The organism is Terrirhizobium terrae, assembly GCF_030323265.1.
Classification (GTDB): Bacteria; Pseudomonadota; Alphaproteobacteria; order Rhizobiales; family Rhizobiaceae; genus Neorhizobium.
Genome location: NZ_CP104992.1, coordinates 366918 through 384283 on the forward strand (window position 1 = coordinate 366918; position 17366 = coordinate 384283).

Genomic DNA, 17366 nt, shown 5'->3' on the forward strand with positions numbered 1-17366 from the left:
GCCTGGATTTTTTGCCCGACGGCGGGAGGCACTCGAGCTTTTGGGGAGAGGACGTCTTTCGCACCGAGATCGGGGATGGCGTCGGCAGGAACGGGCGGCGAGAAGATATAGCCCTGCACGAGGTCGGCGATGTCGTGTTCTATGATCAGCTCGAGCTGCTCGGTCGTCTCAACGCCCTCGATCACGATCTTAAGCTCAAGCTCCCTCGACAGGTGGACAATGCCGCGCAGAAGCTTGAGGCGCCTTTGGTCGTTGCCGATATCACGCACGAAGGCGCGGTCGATCTTGACGATATCGAGCGGCAGCGAATTGAGATAGCTGAGGCTGGAGAAGCCGGTGCCGAAGTCGTCAATGGCAATCGTCACGCCCTTCTGGCGGAACAGCTTCAGAATGGCGCTGACTGCCCCCGGATCGTTCATGAAGCAGCTTTCCGTCACCTCGAGATGCAGTCTCGATGGCTCCAGATCGTTGCGCGCAAGCTCTTCGGCAACGAAACCGACGATATCCGCATTCTGCAGATCGTGGACTGAAAGATTGACCGAGACGGGAACCTTGTGCTGCCACGAGGCACATTCCCGGCACGCTCGCTCGATCACGAAGCGGGTGATCTGCGTGACCAGCCCCATCTCCTCGGCCATGGGAATGAAGATATTCGGCCCGACCATGCCCTTTTCGGGATGCTTCCAGCGCACCAGCGCCTCGAAGCAGACGATTTCCGAACCGTCCGGGCGATACATGGGCTGATAGACCAGAAACAGGCTACTGTCTTCGATTGCCTGGCGCAGGTCGGTGCGTAGCTTCTGCTCTTCCACATAGCGGGCATCCATCTCGGGCCGGAACGTGGTAAGCGTGCCGTTGCCCTTGGCCTTGGCGTCGTTGAGCGCCAGATCAGCCCTGATCTGCCAGTTCTCCATGCTGAATTCACTCGCCGCCGCGATCACGCATCCGCCATTGACCGAGACCGGCAGCCGCAGTTCGCCCACGCCGTAGCCGCCCTGAAGCTTGGCATGGAGTTTCACGACGCGCCGCTCAAGCGCATTGCGGTCGTGGCCGGTGAGGAAAAGTACAAACTCGTCGCCGATCAGGCGTCCGGCAACACAGCTATCATCGGTCAGCGACCGGACGCGTCCTGCAATTGCGCTGAGCAACCGGTCGCCCGTGACATGGCCACGCATGTCGTTGACATGCTTGAAACCTTCGATGTCCAGCACCAGCAGGCAGGCAAGCGGGTCTCCTTTCCTTCCAGGAGAGCAGTCGCCAGCTCGCCAAAGTAGGCGCGGCTCGGCAGACCGGTCAGGAATCGAACCGGACCATATGCAGGATCTTCTGCTCGGCCGCGACACGCGCGCTGATATCTTCGAAGATCAACACGACCCCGCCATCGGAGCGCTGGCTCGCCGAGAACTCGAGATGCCGTCCGCCGTTGACTTGCAGCGAGGTGCGGGCAAGCTTGCCCTGTACCAAGCGTTCGATCTCGCGCAAGGCGCCGGACGGTACGTTGCCTGCATCCCGTGCAAGCAGTTCGGCAAGTTCGCGATCGCGCACATCAACTTCGCTGTCGATCCCGAGAAGGTCGCGCGCCTGGCGGTTGATCACCTGGATATGCCCATTGCTGTCGAGCATGACGAGACCGTGGGCGATGGTCTTGAGCGCGGTATCGAAACGACGGGCGATAGCCGCCATCTCCCGCGAGGCAATGACGTTTTCGTACAGGAACTCACGCACGCCGCGCGCCATCGACCGGGTGGTCAGTCCGAACGGTACCAGCAACAGCGACATCAGTCCCAGATGCCACTCGCCGGTCATGACGCAGGCGGCGATGATCGGGACGCAGCATCCGAGGATCTGCGTGTCCACCGCATAGCTGGAACCGTAGTTTCGCCCGACGATCGACATCATCGAGCCGAGCGTCATGGCGATGCAGGTAATGCCGACCGTGCTGTCTTCCAGCACGACCAGCGCGTAACCGCTGCCTATGCCGAGGAGGGTCGCCGTCATGGCCGCGCCGATGACATAGGCACGCTCGATGCCGGCAATCTGCTCACGGGTCAGAGCCTGCTTGTCGGCCCGGTCATAATGCTGGAAACCGACGATGCGGTAGACGAAGTTGGCGACGAAGGCGAGCAACAGCCCTACATAGAAGAGAGAACCGGTGCTGTTGAAGACGATGAGGCACCATGCGACGTGGACCACCACGCCGGTCACCAACGTCCCGCGATTTCCAAATAGCGAATTGACAAACGACAGATAGACATCCGTCGGCAGCGAATTCGCGTTCGGTTCCTTCATGAGGTCCCAGTCCCTTTGCTTTCCGGCGACAGTGCAGAAAACCTTTTAAGAATTGATTGTTCCCGGCCTGCCCCCGCGATCATGGGGGCGCGTTATTCTGACGTGTTCAACGAAATCTAAAGGAATTGGGTTGCAATCGAACCAAGATAGCGCGGCATCGGCGTGATTGCTACCGATTTGCGATCTGTCCGAATTGCTGCGAAAGGTGCTGGTTCCCCTTGAAAACTAGCCTTTCGGGCGATGATTGGCCTTTCCTTTTGGCGAGCCTTCGTTTACATCGCGAAACTAACGCGGGTGGGAAAAAGAGGCCCGGGGGAGCTATAAAATATGAGTTTACTGTTGAAATTCAGCGGTCTGATCGATCGCGTCAGCGAGCTGCTGGGAAAATTCTCCGGCTACCTCGTGCTTGCCTGCTGCCTGATCAGTGCCGGCAACGCGCTCATCCGCTATCTTCTCAACTACAGCTCCAACGGCTGGCTGGAGATCCAATGGTATCTCTTCGGCTTCGTCGTGCTGATCGGGGCGTCCCATACGCTGCGCCTGAATGAGCACGTCCGCGTCGACCTGATTTACGGCGCCGTGTCGGACCGCGCCCGGCTCTGGATCGATGCGATCGGCCTCGTGGTCTTCCTCATTCCCGCCTGCCTCTATCTTGCATGGCTCGCTTGGCCGTTCTTCTCGCTCTCCTGGCAGCAGGGCGAAATGTCCTCCAATGCCGGCGGCCTGATCCGCTGGCCGATCAAGCTCGTCATCGTCGCGGGCTTCCTGCTTCTCGCGCTCCAGGGCGTGTCCGAACTGATCAAGCGCATCGCCGGCCTCACCGGCACGCTCCAGGTCGACACGACCTACGAAAAGCCGCTGCAGTAAAGACAGGAACGGGGACACTACAATGTTTGCATTCGGCATAATGCCACCAGCCATGTTCATCGGCATGATCATCTTCATGCTCTATGGCTTTCCGGTCGCCTTCTCGCTTTCGGCAGTCGGCCTGTTCTTCGGCCTGCTCGGCATCGCCACAGGCCATTTCGACTTTGCCTTCCTGCAGGCACTGCCGCTGCGCATCTTCGGCATCGTTTCCAACGACCTGCTGCTGGCCATTCCCTTCTTTACCCTGATGGGAGCCATCCTGGAGCGCTGCGGCCTTGCGGAAGACCTTCTGGAAGGCACCGGCAAGTTGTTCGGCGCCGTTCCCGGCGGCCTCGCCTATGCGGTCATCATCGTTGGCGCAATCCTCGGTGCCATCACCGGCACGGTCGCCGCGTCGGTCATCACCATGGGCGTGATCTCGCTGCCGATCATGCTGAAATACGGCTACAATCCGCGGCTTGCGACAGGCGTCATAGCCGCATCGGGCACGATCACTCAGGTCATCCCGCCGTCGCTGGTCCTGATCGTTCTCGCCGACCAGCTCGGCCGTTCCGTAGGCGACATGTATCTCGGCGCCATCGGCCCCTCGATCCTTCAGGTCCTGATCTTCCTCTGCTTCATCCTGGTCCTGTCGGTCGTGCGTCCGAAGGACGTGCCGCCGCTGCCGCCGGAAGCGCGTGGCGAGCTGAACCGCGCGCTCGTGCTCAAGGTTTTGTGGGGCATGGTGCCCTCGATCGTGCTGATCTTCCTCGTACTCGGCACGCTCTTCATGGGCCTTGCCACGCCGACGGAAGCAGGCGCGCTCGGCGTCGTCGGGGCCATGGTGCTTGCCGCCCTGCACCGCCGCCTCACCTGGGACCTGATCAAGCAGGCCATGCATTCGACCATGACGATCACCTCCATGGTCGTCTTCATTCTCGTCGGCGCCACCTGCTTCAGCCTCGTCTTCCAGGGCATGGACGGCGGGCTGTGGATCGAGCATCTCCTGTCTCACATTCCAGGCGGCGCGCTCGGCTTCCTGATCTTCGTCAACATCTTCATCTTCTTCCTGGCCTTCTTCCTCGACTTCTTCGAGATCGCCTTCATCGTTCTGCCGATGCTGGCGCCGGTCGCCCAGTCGCTCGGCATCGACCTGATCTGGTTCGGCGTGCTGCTCTGCGTCAACATGCAGACGAGCTTCATGCACCCGCCCTTCGGCTTCGCGCTCTTCTACCTGCGCTCCATCGCTCCGAAGACGGTGAAGACGCGCGACATCTATCTCGGCGCCATCCCATGGCTCGGCATGCAGTTGATCCTTGTCGCAATCATCATCTTCTGGCCCGAATCCGTCACCTACTGGCTGGACAAGGCGCCGGATGTCGATCTCGACACGATCAAGATCGAGGTTCCCGGCTTCGGCCCAGGCCTCGGCAATGACGGCGGCAATAACGGAATGCCGAATTTCGGCCTGCCGCCGATGGACGGCGCACCGGCTCAGCCATCCCAGCCGGCCATGCCGAACCTCAGCGAGCCGCCGAAGTTCAACTAAGGAATTTAAAAGCCCGGCACCTGCCGGGCTTTTCGTTTGGAAATCGCAACGGAAAAGCCTCGGAACCAAGAGTTCCGAGGCTTGATAACGTCGTCAGTGAGATCGGGATCTACAGCTTGCCGTTGCGCTGCTGGATCATCATGAACGTGTCGAACGTGTATTCCGACAGCTGCATCCAGAGATAGCCTTCCTTCTTGAAGGCGACCTGATCCTCGTAGATTTTCTTGAAGTCGGCATTGGTTGCCGAGATCTCCTTATAGACCTCCAGCGACGCATTGTAGCAGGCCTCAAGAATGTCCTGGCTGAAGGGCCTGAGCGTCGTGCCCTGCGAGACGATCTGCTTGATCGCCGTCGGGTTCTTCAGGTCGTACTTCGCCATCATGTTGGTGTTGGCGAAGGCACAGGCATCGGTCAGCGCCGCCTGGTAGGCCTTCGGCAGGCTGTTCCACTTTTCGAGGTTCATCAGCGAATGGATCGCGAGGCCACCTTCCCAGAAAGCCGGATAGTAGTAGTACTTGGCCACCTTGTAGAAGCCGAGCTTGTAGTCGTCATAGGGACCGATCCACTCGGCCGCGTCGATCGTGCCCTTTTCCAGTGCCGGATAGATATCGCCGCCCGCAATCTGCTGCGGCACGGCGCCGAGCTTTTCCAGGACCTTGCCGGCAATGCCGGCGATGCGCATCTTGACGCCCTTGAAGTCGTCGACGGTGTTGATTTCCTTGCGGAACCAGCCGCCCATCTGTGCGCCCGTATTACCTGCAGGCAGACCATAGACACTATGCTTGGCGAAGAACTCGTTCATCAGCGTATTGCCATTGCCCTGGTAGAACCAGGCATTGGTCAGACGCGCGTTAAGGCCGAACGGAATGGCGCTGCCGATGGCGAAGGTCGGGTCCTTGCCGACGAAATAATAGGAGCAGGTATGCGCCATCTCGACCGTGCCGTTGGTCACGGCATCGAGCGCCTGCAGGCCGGGCACGATCTCGCCTGCGGCAAACGGCTGGATGGTGAAGTTGCCGTCCGTGGCTGCCGCGACATGCTTGGCCACGTCATCAGCACCGCCATAGATCGTGTCGAGCGACTTCGGAAACGACGAGGTCAGGCGCCAGGTGATCTTCGGGTTCGATTGCGCGATGGCCGGTGCGGCAAGCGTTCCGGCCGCAACCGCGCCGGCACCCGCGACAGCGGCTTTTTTGAAAAACTGACGACGATCCATGAATATCCTCCCATTCAAGACTAGATCCGGATCATCCCCCATGCTCCGGCCGTCGATGACGAAATAATCATGTTGCCACAAAGCTGACAAGCGAGCCGCCGGGCAAACTCGCTACCGATGCAACTGGAAGAGATTAGACTTTCGTCTGCATCCCGACGTCTCGAGATCAGCGGATAGTCGATACTCACCTGCAGTTGCTTCGATGGCGCCGGAACAGCGCCTCGACAGAACAGGCCGACGCTTGACTTGCTGCCTCCCCTTGGCTCAAAACAGAGCACTAGCGCCGCCATCAATCCGGAAGCACCATGCCCAAATCAGTAGTCGCCGTACCCGCCGATATCCGCAGGATCGAGGGCGCCGTCTGGCATGCCTCACCCGATCAATACGTCTCGGCCGCGATGAAGGTCGCCGACGTGATGAGCTTTCTCGTCCCGGCATTCGAGGACGGCAACGAAGCCGACGCCATTCTCGACCGCGTCGACGGCGTATTGATTTCCGGCGCCCTCAGCAACGTCCATCCTTCCCTCTACGGCAAGGAAGCAACCGAGGCCGACGGTCCGTTCGATCATGGTCGCGATGCGACCTCGCTGCCCCTGATCCGCCAGGCCATTGAACGCGGCATCCCGCTTCTCGCCATCTGCCGCGGCATCCAGGAGCTGAACGTCGCGCTGGGAGGCACGCTCGCAAGCGAAATCCAGGACCTGCCGGGCAACTGGGATCATCGCTCGCCGGAAGTGACGGACCGCGACGGCAAATTCGCCATCCGCCAGCCTGTCATTGTCGAGGAAGGCTCCTGCATCGCCCGCTATATCGGTACCTCCGGCGCCGTGCAGGTCAATTCCCTGCACCGCCAGGCAATCTCCGAGACCGCTCCGCGCCTGCAGGTGGAAGCCCGTGCCGAAGACGGCACAGTCGAGGCGGTCTCGGTCATCGACGCGAAAAACTTCGCCGTCGGCGTGCAGTGGCATCCGGAATACTGGGCTGAGACCGATGCTCCGTCGCGTGCCCTGTTCGAAGCATTCGGCGATGCGGTGCGCGCTTATGCTGCCGCGAAGAGCGGCTCGCAGCAACCGGCAGATCCGGTCCGCGCAGTGTCGGCAGCCCGCTGAGTTTCGAGCTGATTCTCAATCACCGCAAAGCGCCTTAAGGCTCAGACGTCCAGTCGTTTCTTGAACCTTGCCGGTTATACGGATCTTCGTGCCGCTCTCGATTCCGCTCTCGTCATCCAGCAAGCGCCCCTCGATAACTGTGTCGTTGGCGATGGGCTCCAGCATAACTTCATTCATACGGCCGGGAACGAGATCGCTCGCGATGTCGAGCGGCGGAATGCGCCATCTGTAGACACCATCCCGAGACGTAAGAAGGAGCCTGACACGGACGCCTATCGGCAAAGTCAGCATATCGGCCGTCGTGCACTCCTGAAAATCAGCAGACCCATTTTCATTCGGCACATTGAGCTCGTACTGATAGTCCAGCTTTCCGGCTGAAGCCACGACACGAACCGTTAGCGCAACGTCCGACTCTCGCGAGCCTTCCATCAGCAGCTCGGCGGCGGCGAGGCAGTCAGCTCGTGCAGCTTGTGGAAACTGCTCGCAGGCTTCCCTTGGCGTTATTGCGCTGTCGGCTGATGCCACCAGAGGAATTGCGAGGCAGGCAATCGCAGACAGCACCGCACAGAGGCGTCTCAATCCACTCGCCATTGAAACTCCTCTGCCTCTCGCCAGCCCTCTGAACTCGGCGCGTCCCGCAATGGTCGTTGCGCCCTCACCCCTTAACTGGCGTCTCCGGCACCGGCGTGCGCACCGTCTTCTTGTCGAACCAGCCGATCAGGTTGTCGACGACGAGATCCGCCATTGCGTCGCGGGTAGGCACCGAGGCCGACGCGACATGCGGCAGCATCGATATATTGTCGAGGTCGAGAAAGCCCTCGGCCTTGGTCGGTTCCTGGTAAAAGACGTCGAGGCCGGCAGCGGCGATGGTGCGGTTGCGCAATGCAGCCTCTAGCGCCGGTTCATCCACGCTTGTGCCGCGTCCGACATTGATGAATACGCCGTTCGGTCCAAGTGCCGAGAGGATTTCCGCATTGATGATCTTGTGGGTCGCGGCCGTGCCGGGAACGATCGAGATCAGCGTATCGACCTGCTCGGCCATCTCCTTCAGTGAAGGATAATAGGTATAATTGACGTCGCTGCGCTGGTTGCGGGTGTGATAGCCGATCTTGACCTTGAATGGTTCGAGACGACGGGCAATCTCGATGCCGATGCGACCGAGGCCGAGAATGCCGACGGTGCGGCCCTTGAGCGACAGCGGAGACAGCGCAAACGGGCCGTCCGATGCCCATTTGCCGGACCGCAGCCAGTCTTCGGCGACAGGCAGACGGCGGATCGTATTGAGCAGGAGCGCGATCGTCGTATCCGCCACTTCGTCATTCAGGACATCAGGCGTATGGCTGACGACAATACCGCGACCGGCAGCGTATTTGGCATCCACGCCGTCATAGCCGACGCCGAAATTCGAGACGAGTTCGAGGTTTGGCAGCTTTTCCATCCACTCGACCGGGAGCTTGCCGGAGACGGCCACCCCGCGGATAGCCGCGAGGGTCGTGTCATCCAATTCCAGCGTGCCGTCCTGCGTCGGCATGGTGACGACCTCGAATTTTTCCTTGAGCCGCGCCATGACGCGCGGATGGATGCGTCCGGGAACGAGAACGGTCACGGTGTTCTGGGTCATGCTGAAAATCCTATCGCTTGGGAATGGGAAGGGCGAAGAGGGAGTTCTGGCCTTCAGGAGGATCGCGGCCGGTAAGGTGTGGTGGACTGACGGATGCGCATTTCCGGCTTGATCAGGTGGATTCCGTCCGGCTCATGGCTGCCGGCAAGGCGATCGAGAAGCGCACGGGCTGCGAGCCGCCCGACATCGGCCTGCTGGTTGGAGACCGTCGTGAGCGACGGGGTCGAGATCGAAGCCTGTTCGAGGTCGTCGTAGCCGGTGACGGAAATATCCTGGCCGGGAATGAGACCGGCGCGGGCGATACCGTTCATCAGGCCGATGGCGACAAGATCGTTCCAGCAAACGGCGGCGGTCGGCTTCTGCGGCAGGGACAGGAAATTCACCGCTGCCTCGAAACCGCCCTGCATGGTGCGGGGGCCAGGGATGCGCAGGTTCGGATCGACCTCGATATTGGCCTTGCGCAGCGCGTTGACATAACCCTGATAGCGGTCACGACCGGTGGAAGTCTGGTCGGTGCCGCCGATCATCGCGATGACCCGGTGACCAAGGCCGATCAGGTGGTTGGTGGCAAGCGAAATGCCGTAGCTGTCATCGCCGCGATAGGTCGGCAACTCGACGCCATCCAGCGTACGGGCGACGAGAACCGCTGGCATGCCGTTCTGTTCGATGAGCCTTATATCCTCGATCGGCGTACCGATCGCCGGCGACATGATGACGCCGTCGCCACCGAGCTGCAGGAGCGTCTCCAGAAAGGTCCGCTGCTTCTCCACCGCGTCGTAGTGATTGGAGAGAATGAAGGTGTGGCTGCTGCGATCGAGCTCGCTTTCGATCGCTTTGAGGATTTCGCCGTAGAACGGGTTCATGACGTCATGCACGACGACGCCGATAATGCCGGAGCGGGAGGTGCGGAGGCTGGCGGCGCGGCGGTTGTAGATATAGCCGAGCGCCCGCGCCTGTTCCTTGATCTTCTCCCGCGTATCGACAGCGACCAGCGGGCTGTCGCGCAATGCCAGCGAAATCGTTGCCGTCGACAGGCCAAGGCTGTCGGCAATTGTCGAAAGCTTGATTTTCTGAGCCATATCCCCTCGCCGTCACGCAGACCGGTTTTGTGCCAGTCTGCCGAATTAAATTTTAAATAAACAATTTAATTCGGCAGGACAATAGCGAGGTGAGCATTCATCGAGGATGCCGCCGATCAGTCCTCGTCACCATCCGGCTGAAGGTTCTGTTCGACGGCGCGGAGCAGCTTGAGGAGTGTGCGGACTTCCTTTTCGGAAAACCCCTTCACGGCAAGCGCGCCGCAATCGGCAACCGACTGGCCGATGGATCCGACACTGCGCTGGCCGCTTTCGGTCAGGTGGACCTTGGTCAGACGGCCATCATGGCCATCGGCGCGACGCTCGACGAAGCCCTGGGCCTCCATGCGCCCGATCGTGCGCGTCATGGTCGGCGCCTTGACGCCGAGGCGCAGCGCAAGCTGGCCCGGCGTCTGACCGTCATCTTCGGCAAGCGCCAGGATGACGCCGTCCTGGCCGGCGTAAAGTCCGCTGTCCGACATGTTGCGACTGAGCGCTGTGCGGACCGAACGGGCCGCCTGGGTAATGGCCGGCGCGAGGTCGACAGCGGAAAGAGCGGCGAGCTCTTTCTTCTTGCCGGACTTGGATTTCTTGTCGCCCTTTTTCTTGCTCATCGGTTCTGCCCGCTTTGCCTCGTGAAGGTGACCACTATATTGGGTGCGCGCTATCCATAACCAAACCGGGAAACCACCGCCAGATGTCGCATCCCCGCCCTCGCTTTTGTGACAATGATCCGACACTTGCGTCCACAGAAAGACGCGACTGGATTGCCGTTCTGCCGCTCGGTGCGCACGAACAGCACGGTCCCCACCTGCCTTTCGAGACCGATACGCTGATTGCCGAAGGTCTTGTGGCGCGACTCACCGCCGCCCTACACGCAGACCTGCCTGTCACCGTCCTGCCGGTCGAACCGGTCGGCTATTCGATCGAGCACATGGATGTGGAGGGCACCCGCACCCTTTCGTTCGATGAAGCGGTCAACCGCTGGCTCGGCATTGCTGGGGACCTGCATCGTCAGGGCATCCGCAAATTCGTCATGCTCAACGCCCATGGCGGCAACTCGCCACTGCTGACGATCGTCGCGACCGAGGCACGTGTGCGTTTCAACATGCTTGCCGTCGCCACCAGTTGGACCCGCTTCGGCCAGCCGGAAGGCTGGATCACGCCGGAGGACAAGGCGATCGATATCCATGGCGGCGACATAGAGACGTCCGTCATGCTGGCGCTCTGGCCGGACCGCGTCGACATGACGAAGGCCGAAGCCTTTTCGTCTCGCCAGTCGAACTTCGCCCAAGACTTCAAGCACCTGCGCGCCTATGGCCCCCACGCCTTTGGTTGGAAGATGTCGGACCTGAACGACAAGGGCGTGGCCGGTGACGCGTCGGTCGCGACGGCAGAACGGGGTGAGCGGCTGGTGGCCCATGCGGTGAAGGGGATTGTCGAATTGCTGGAGGATGTGGCGCGGTTTGACATCGCCACATTGGATTGAGAATTCGCTTTACAACGACTATATTGGACCAGCTATTTGGACCATGAGAGAAAACATTGATGGAAATCTCAGTAAGTGATGCCAAGGCGAGCTTGACCGAGCTGCTTCACCGCGCAGAGGCTGGCGAGGAGGTCGTGTTGACGCGTCGCGGTCAAAAAGTTGCGCAGATCGTTCCGCTGAGACCCGCATTGTCTTCTGAACAAAGGCGGGCCCTTATCGACGAGATCCGAGCCATGGCCCCCGCCCCTGTGCTCGAAAACGTGTCAGCCGCGCGCAGCCAGGATTTTCTTTACGGTGATGACGGCCTCCCCAAATGATCGTCATCGATACGTCAGCCTTGATTGCGATCGTGAATAACGAGCCGGCGGCGATTTCCTGTAGGGAGGTTCTGGCGATTGAAACACAAGTTTATATCAACGCGGCAACCCTCACCGAAGCACTCATCGTTGCACGTGGCAAGAATTGTTTGCCCGGCTTCACGGCCTTGGTGGACCAGCTTCCGTTGACGGTGGTTGCGCTCGATGAGATCAGAGCGGAAAGAGCAGCTTCGGCTTATGCTCAATGGGGCAAAGGCTTCCACAAGGCCGCCCTCAATTTCGGCGATTGCTTCGCCTACGCCACCGCAAAGGAGTTCGAATGTCCACTCCTCTATGTCGGCGACGATTTCACGCAGACGGATCTAACCCCGGCAATCTCAGCCTCCACCACCTGATGTGATTTCATAACATCGAAACCCTTTGAACTCGTCACGCCTTGCCCTTATATGAAGCGGACGAATTTGGCCTCGGCTTGCCTTCAGGCCGGCGCAAGTCCTTAACCTTCGAGGTTTTCCTATGACCGAACAAACCACCGAAGCTGCAGCAGCAAAGCCCATTCCTGTCACCGTGCTGACCGGTTATCTCGGCGCCGGCAAGACGACGCTTCTCAACCGCATCCTCTCCGAAAGCCACGGCAAGAAATACGCCGTCATCGTCAACGAATTCGGCGAGATCGGCATCGACAACGACCTGATCGTCGAGTCGGACGAAGAGATCTACGAGATGAACAACGGCTGCGTCTGCTGCACCGTTCGCGGCGACCTGATCCGTGTCGTCGAAGGCCTGATGCGCCGCCCCGGCCGTTTCGACGGCATCATCGTTGAGACGACCGGCCTCGCCGATCCCGTCCCGGTCGCTCAGACCTTCTTCATGGATGACGACGTCCGCGCCAAGACGGAACTCGATGCCGTCGTCGCGCTTGTCGATGCCAAGCACCTGCCGCTGCGCCTGAAGGATAGTCGCGAAGCCGAGGACCAGATCGCGTTTGCCGATGTCGTGCTCGTCAACAAGACCGACCTCGTCACCCCGGAAGAACTGGCCGTGGTCGAGGATATCGTGCGCGCCATCAACCCGACCGCCCGCATCTATAAGACCAGCCGTTCTGGTGTCGATCTTGCTCGCGTGCTCGATCAGGGCGCCTTCAACCTGGAACGGGCGCTGGAAAACGACCCGCATTTCCTCGACCACGATCATGACGACCATGTTTGCGGCCCGGACTGCGATCACGACCACCATCACCATCATGGGCACGATCACCACCATCATGATCACGATCACGACCATCACCATGGCCATCATGATGCGATGTCGCCGATCCACGACATCACCGTGAAGTCGATCTCGCTGCGCGGCGGCGAGATGAACCCGGAACGCTTCTTCCCCTGGATCCAGAAGATCACCCAGACCGAAGGCCCGAACATCCTGCGCCTGAAGGGCATCATCGCCTTTGCCGGCGATGAGGAGCGTTACGTGGTCCAGGGCGTGCACATGATCGTCGAAGGCGATCATCAGCGCCCGTGGAAGGATGGCGAGAAGCGCGAAAGCCGCCTCGTCTTCATCGGTCGCGATCTCGACTTCGCCAAGATCGAGCAGAGCTTCTTCGCCTGCCAGGCGAAGGCCCCGGCATCTGCATGACGATACCGGCTTGACCTTGAGCCGCAACATTAAGAACATCGATAAGCGGGCGTCGGAAACGGCGCCCGAAAACCATATGGATGATAACATGCCCGAAGCGATGGCCGCCTGATGCCGACAGTTGCACCACTTGATATCGACGGCCACGTCGTCTCCACCCATTTCCTCGGCGAAATCCCCGTCTTCGCCACCGCTGCCGGCACCATCCACCGGCTCGATGGCGGCGAGAAGGTTATCGAGGCGCATCAGGGCCTGCTGACCTGCATCCGCGACCCGTTCAGTGCCACGCTGATTTCCGGCGGCGAGGATGGCAAGGTCCAGCGCATCGGCCACGACGGCAGCACGACGCTGCTCGCAGAAGCGCCGCGCAAGTGGATTTCCGTCGTCGCCGGGGGCCGCAGAATGCCGTCGCCTATGCCGTCGGAAAGACAAGCGTTGTGCGCCTGAACGACGGCACGGTGAAGGAGTTTACCGAAGAGCGCAGCGTCGAAGGACTTGCCTTCGCCACCAAGGGGCTCCGCATCGCGGCCGCTCGTTATAACGGTGTGTCGCTGCACTGGGTCGGCACAAACGCGCCTGCGGTCGATCTCGACTGGAAGGGCGCGCATACCGGCGTGACCTTCTCGCCAGACGGCCGCTTCCTCGTCACCATGATGCAGGAAAACGCGCTGCACGGGTGGAAGCTCGACGGCAAGGCCGGCGAAAGCCGCCACATGCGCATGACCGGCTATCCGGCCAAGGTGAAGTCGCTGTCGTGGTCGGTAAAGGGCAAGTGGCTCGCCTCCTCCGGTGCGCCGGCCGCCATCGTCTGGCCCTTCTCCTCGAAGGACGGCCCGATGGGCAAGGCACCACTGGAGCTCGGCACCCGCGCCAATATCATGGTCACCCAAGTCGCTTTCCATCCGGCTGAAGAAGTGCTCGCCATCGGTTTCATCGACGGCATGATTTTGGGCGTCCGCATTGCCGACTCCAAGGAGGCTTTGCTGCGCCGCCCCGGCAAGGGCGCGATTACCGGCATGAGCTGGAGCGCCAGCGGCAAGCTGCTTGCCTTCTCCTCCGAAGCCGGCGATTGCGGCGTCATCGATATCAGTGCCTGATCCGAATTGCCCGCGAAGGGTATGGGTGGAGGCTCCATACTACCCCCACCCACCCTCCGGGACCTGAACGGCGGCCGTTTTCTTTGAAACGGGCCGCAGCCGTGCCCGAAGCCGATTTGGCACCGGACGATTTCCTCTCGACTTGCCGCACGATCCCGCTTGTCGGCGTCCATGAGACGGCGGCATCGGGTGGTATGGCGATGACGAGAGCGGTTTGTGTTGGTCCTTGATGCAAGTCGACCAACACAACCGGTACGCGTTGAGATCTAATATTAGCAATCAATGATGCAAGTGGATTAGCGAAATATATTGAAGAATTAACGCTAATAGATCGGCTTTGAATAAAGCTCTATGATTTCTCCACAGGCTCCTGAACCGCACGCAGCACGAGCACCCGTAGCGGGCGGTCCCGTCACGGCTGGAAAAGTGGGTGGGCAGGCAGTGCGATATGGGTGGTAGTGGTGTCAGGCGTTTCTGCCTGCCCGATCGTTTCAAGCGTTTCGTGGATGATGCCGCAGGTTCCACTTGCGACATCCGCCACGCCGGATTACGTCCCGACGACGCTCTCCCGCTTTTCGCGACCATCACCGGGGGCCGGATCATTTTCCGTGGGCATCCGGTTCGCGACCCGGCTCCCTCCCGATGACGCGATCAGCTTAGGCCGACTGCTTGCGACGGGGATGAAAGCGGTGGCACCAAAGTGTCAGAGCCTTCATTTTTAACGATATTTTTTATGCGATCCACCGAGATCGTCCCCGTGGCATGAAGCTCGGACTGGCCTTCATAGGCTTCGACACCATCGCGCCCGCGCCGTTTGACACGATAGAGCGCATGATCGGCCCGATGAAGCAGCGTATCGAGTGGCTCCTCCGCATCCATCTCGGCCGACACACCAATGCTGAGCGTCGGGCGAACCTCTGTTGCGATACCCGACGACGCCACAGCCCGACCAAAGACCGCGCGCAAATGCTCACCAAGCGCCTGAGCTTCAGCGATCGACCGGTTTCTCAGCATAACGACGAATTCATCGCCGCCATGGCGGGCGACGAGACCGTCGCGGCCCACCGCATCGCGCGCGCAATCGGCAAACAGGCAGAGGATCCGATCGCCGAGCGCATGGCCGCCGCTGTCGTTCAGTTGCTTGAAATGGTCGAGATCGACAAGCAGCGCCGCCATGCGCTGCCGCTGCCCCTGTTTATTCTCCTGCATGAGCGCGCTGAGAAGGCCGCTCCGGTTCAGCACACCAGTAAGTGGGTCGTGATGCGCGGCCTCCTGCAACTGATTGGCAGAGCGCTCCGCCGCCATCAGGACGATGAGCATCCCGCGCAAAGCAAGGAAGACCATGGCAAGGAGACCGAGTACCGCATGGTTGCTGCTTCCTGCCTCGAAGAGGCCGTGATCGCCGAACAGGCCGGAGGCCCCGGATGCGGCACGCACCACATAGAGAACGGCGGTCGTCAGAAACAGGCCTGCCGTCAGGCGAGCGGTATAAAGCCCTTCGTCGCGGTAGAGGCGCATCGCCTCGTAGGCGACCGCGAGATCAAGCAGGCAGGAGAGCAGCGAGCCATAGACCACCCGCTCCTGTGCCAGATCGGCGTCCGGAAAGGCAAAGAGCATGGGAAGGTCGAGAAGCAGGACGAGAATGCCGCAACGAACGAGATCGACCGGTCGCCCGGCAAACATACGCATTGCCGCCGGCATCAGGGCACAGCCCGCAATGATCAGCAGGTTTCCCAGATGGATGGTGATGAGATCGGAAGCATAGCCGCGCAGGCCAATGCAGAAATTTCCCACGCCGAGAATGATGTTGCTGAGGCTCCACCACGCCAGCCATCGGTCGAACCGACCCGACATAAAGACGGTCGCCTGCAACAGGCCCAATACCAGACAGGCCAAGGCTGTCATCGCATAGATGGTTCTGAGATCGAAAGTCATTGTCGTCCCCAAGCGGAGAAAACATGACACGTCGTTACTTTCTAAAGCATGTTAATCGCAGCGACGATTTTAGGTATACCACTTTTAGAACCGGCATATCATGCCGATCGGACGACGCCGATAATGTCTGCCAGAAGATCGTGCAACTGGTCGCGATAACCGTTACGCGCCGACGGACCGCTTTCGTTCGACGTCATCGCAACCGTCAGCCCCAGCGACGGCACGATATAGATCATCTGGCCGCCATAACCCCAGCCGAACCGCACCTCTTCTCCACCGATCTGCCGCAGGAACCAGCCATAGCCGTAGCCATCGCCGGAAAAGCGCGAGTTGGTTCTGGGCGTCCAGGATTGATCGATCCACGATCGGGAGACGACCTGCGTTCCGTCCGAACTCTTACCGCCATTACGGTAGAGTTCGCCGAAGGCAAGCAGTGACCGCGCCGTCATCGCCATCTGGTTTCCGCCGAGATAGATGCCCTGCGGATCGCGTTCCCAGGCGCCGATGCGGAAACCGTCGACAGGCGCCAGCCAGTCCCTCGCAAGCGCCAGCGTCGATTTCTTGCCGACGCGCGTCAGGATCGCCGACAGAAGGTGGGTCGACGCGGTCGAGTAGAGCATCGAGCCCCCGGCTCTCCGTCAAGTGGTTCCGACAGAGCGAAACGCACCCAGTTGGAACTCGCCACCCAGCGCCCGTAATTCGGTCCAGACATGCGCGAGAGCCCGGACTGCATCGACAGAAGATTGCCGATCGTGATGTCGTTGATGCGCGGATCCGGATTGCGCGGCAGGTCCGTCCTGAGGATCGGCGCGATCTTCTGGTCCGCACCTTCAAGCAGCTTGCGGTCGATAGCAATCCCGACGAGGCACGAGATGATCGACTTCGACGCCGACTTGATATTGGTCGAGGCGTTCAGTGAATTGCCGTTAAAGGCGCGTTCCGCCAGCGTCTCGCCATTGCGATACGCGAGCACGACCTTGAGCGGCTCGAGCCCGGCGGCGCGATCGAACACGGTGTTCAGGGTGGAGGGCGGCTGCGGCACGGGCAGTTGCTGCGAGAATGCCTTGGAGGCGGGCAAAAGGAACGGCGTGGCGGCAATGAGGGAGCGGCGGGTGATCATGCCTTCAAGCTAGGGCGCGACCCTGCGCAGGAATATGGCAGGAGCGCCGGATTCACGCGGAAATGAT

At 60.6% G+C, this 17366-nt stretch carries 13 protein-coding genes and 3 pseudogenes; 8 read left to right on the forward strand and 8 right to left on the reverse strand.

Translation table 11 applies throughout. The features are described 5' to 3' along the window. Positions 1–71: 71 nt before the first annotated feature. Positions 72–2289: pseudogene (locus tag N7E02_RS30035) on the reverse strand (putative bifunctional diguanylate cyclase/phosphodiesterase); the annotation flags it as partial. A gap of 327 nt (positions 2290–2616) precedes the next feature. Between N7E02_RS30035 and N7E02_RS09875 the strand changes: the two are divergent. After that, positions 2617–3156, forward strand: coding sequence for a TRAP transporter small permease subunit (locus N7E02_RS09875; RefSeq protein ID WP_286581717.1), 540 nt, complete (start codon positions 2617–2619; stop codon positions 3154–3156). A gap of 22 nt (positions 3157–3178) precedes the next feature. After that, a complete protein-coding gene (locus N7E02_RS09880; RefSeq protein ID WP_286581719.1) occupies positions 3179–4684 on the forward strand; it encodes a TRAP transporter large permease in 1506 nt (501 codons plus the stop codon). Between the two features lie 109 nt (positions 4685–4793). On the opposite strand, the gene N7E02_RS09885 is transcribed toward N7E02_RS09880, so the two are convergent. Next, positions 4794–5900: a TRAP transporter substrate-binding protein gene (locus N7E02_RS09885; RefSeq protein ID WP_286581720.1), complete on the reverse strand. Its 1107-nt coding sequence runs from the start codon at positions 5898–5900 to the stop codon at positions 4794–4796. A gap of 305 nt (positions 5901–6205) precedes the next feature. Here N7E02_RS09885 and N7E02_RS09890 point away from each other — a divergent pair, with 305 nt between their 5' ends. Further along, on the forward strand, positions 6206–7009 hold the full coding sequence (locus N7E02_RS09890; protein WP_286581722.1) for a gamma-glutamyl-gamma-aminobutyrate hydrolase family protein: 804 nt from the start codon (positions 6206–6208) through the stop codon (positions 7007–7009). Between the two features lie 15 nt (positions 7010–7024). Here the strand turns inward: N7E02_RS09890 and N7E02_RS09895 are convergent, their stop codons facing one another. The 4 genes from N7E02_RS09895 to N7E02_RS09910 all read right to left on the reverse strand — a co-directional run bounded on the left by N7E02_RS09895 (position 7025) and on the right by N7E02_RS09910 (position 10320). After that, on the reverse strand, positions 7025–7600 hold the full coding sequence (locus N7E02_RS09895; protein ID WP_286581724.1) for a cupredoxin domain-containing protein: 576 nt from the start codon (positions 7598–7600) through the stop codon (positions 7025–7027). Between the two features lie 64 nt (positions 7601–7664). Beyond that, positions 7665–8630: a 2-hydroxyacid dehydrogenase gene (locus N7E02_RS09900; protein WP_286581726.1), complete on the reverse strand. Its 966-nt coding sequence runs from the start codon at positions 8628–8630 to the stop codon at positions 7665–7667. A gap of 53 nt (positions 8631–8683) precedes the next feature. Beyond that, positions 8684–9709 carry a LacI family DNA-binding transcriptional regulator gene (locus tag N7E02_RS09905; RefSeq protein ID WP_286581727.1) on the reverse strand — a complete coding sequence of 342 codons (1026 nt, stop codon included), beginning with the start codon at positions 9707–9709 and terminating at the stop codon, positions 8684–8686. A gap of 116 nt (positions 9710–9825) precedes the next feature. Further along, on the reverse strand, positions 9826–10320 hold the full coding sequence (locus N7E02_RS09910; protein WP_286581728.1) for a MarR family winged helix-turn-helix transcriptional regulator: 495 nt from the start codon (positions 10318–10320) through the stop codon (positions 9826–9828). A gap of 83 nt (positions 10321–10403) precedes the next feature. Between N7E02_RS09910 and N7E02_RS09915 the strand changes: the two genes are divergently transcribed. The 5 genes and pseudogenes from N7E02_RS09915 to N7E02_RS09935 all read left to right on the forward strand — a co-directional run bounded on the left by N7E02_RS09915 (position 10404) and on the right by N7E02_RS09935 (position 14244). Next, positions 10404–11195: a creatininase family protein gene (locus N7E02_RS09915; RefSeq protein ID WP_286581729.1), complete on the forward strand. Its 792-nt coding sequence runs from the start codon at positions 10404–10406 to the stop codon at positions 11193–11195. Between the two features lie 59 nt (positions 11196–11254). Beyond that, complete coding sequence (locus N7E02_RS09920; protein ID WP_286581730.1) at positions 11255–11512, forward strand: type II toxin-antitoxin system Phd/YefM family antitoxin; 258 nt, start codon at positions 11255–11257, stop codon at positions 11510–11512. Next, positions 11509–11907 carry a type II toxin-antitoxin system VapC family toxin gene (locus N7E02_RS09925; protein ID WP_286581731.1) on the forward strand — a complete coding sequence of 133 codons (399 nt, stop codon included), beginning with the start codon at positions 11509–11511 and terminating at the stop codon, positions 11905–11907. The genes N7E02_RS09920 and N7E02_RS09925 overlap by 4 nt, the downstream gene beginning before the upstream one ends. A gap of 121 nt (positions 11908–12028) precedes the next feature. Then, positions 12029–13147 (forward strand): CobW family GTP-binding protein, encoded by a 1119-nt coding sequence (locus N7E02_RS09930; RefSeq protein ID WP_286581732.1) that lies wholly within the window; start codon positions 12029–12031, stop codon positions 13145–13147. Positions 13148–13258: 111 nt separating this feature from the next. Then, positions 13259–14244 (forward strand): annotated as a pseudogene (locus N7E02_RS09935) (WD40 repeat domain-containing protein). Between the two features lie 651 nt (positions 14245–14895). Here N7E02_RS09935 and N7E02_RS09940 read toward each other — a convergent pair. Continuing rightward, positions 14896–16179 (reverse strand): GGDEF domain-containing protein, encoded by a 1284-nt coding sequence (locus tag N7E02_RS09940; protein ID WP_286581733.1) that lies wholly within the window; start codon positions 16177–16179, stop codon positions 14896–14898. A gap of 98 nt (positions 16180–16277) precedes the next feature. Beyond that, positions 16278–17299: pseudogene (locus tag N7E02_RS09945) on the reverse strand (serine hydrolase domain-containing protein). Between the last annotated feature and the right edge of the window lie 67 nt (positions 17300–17366).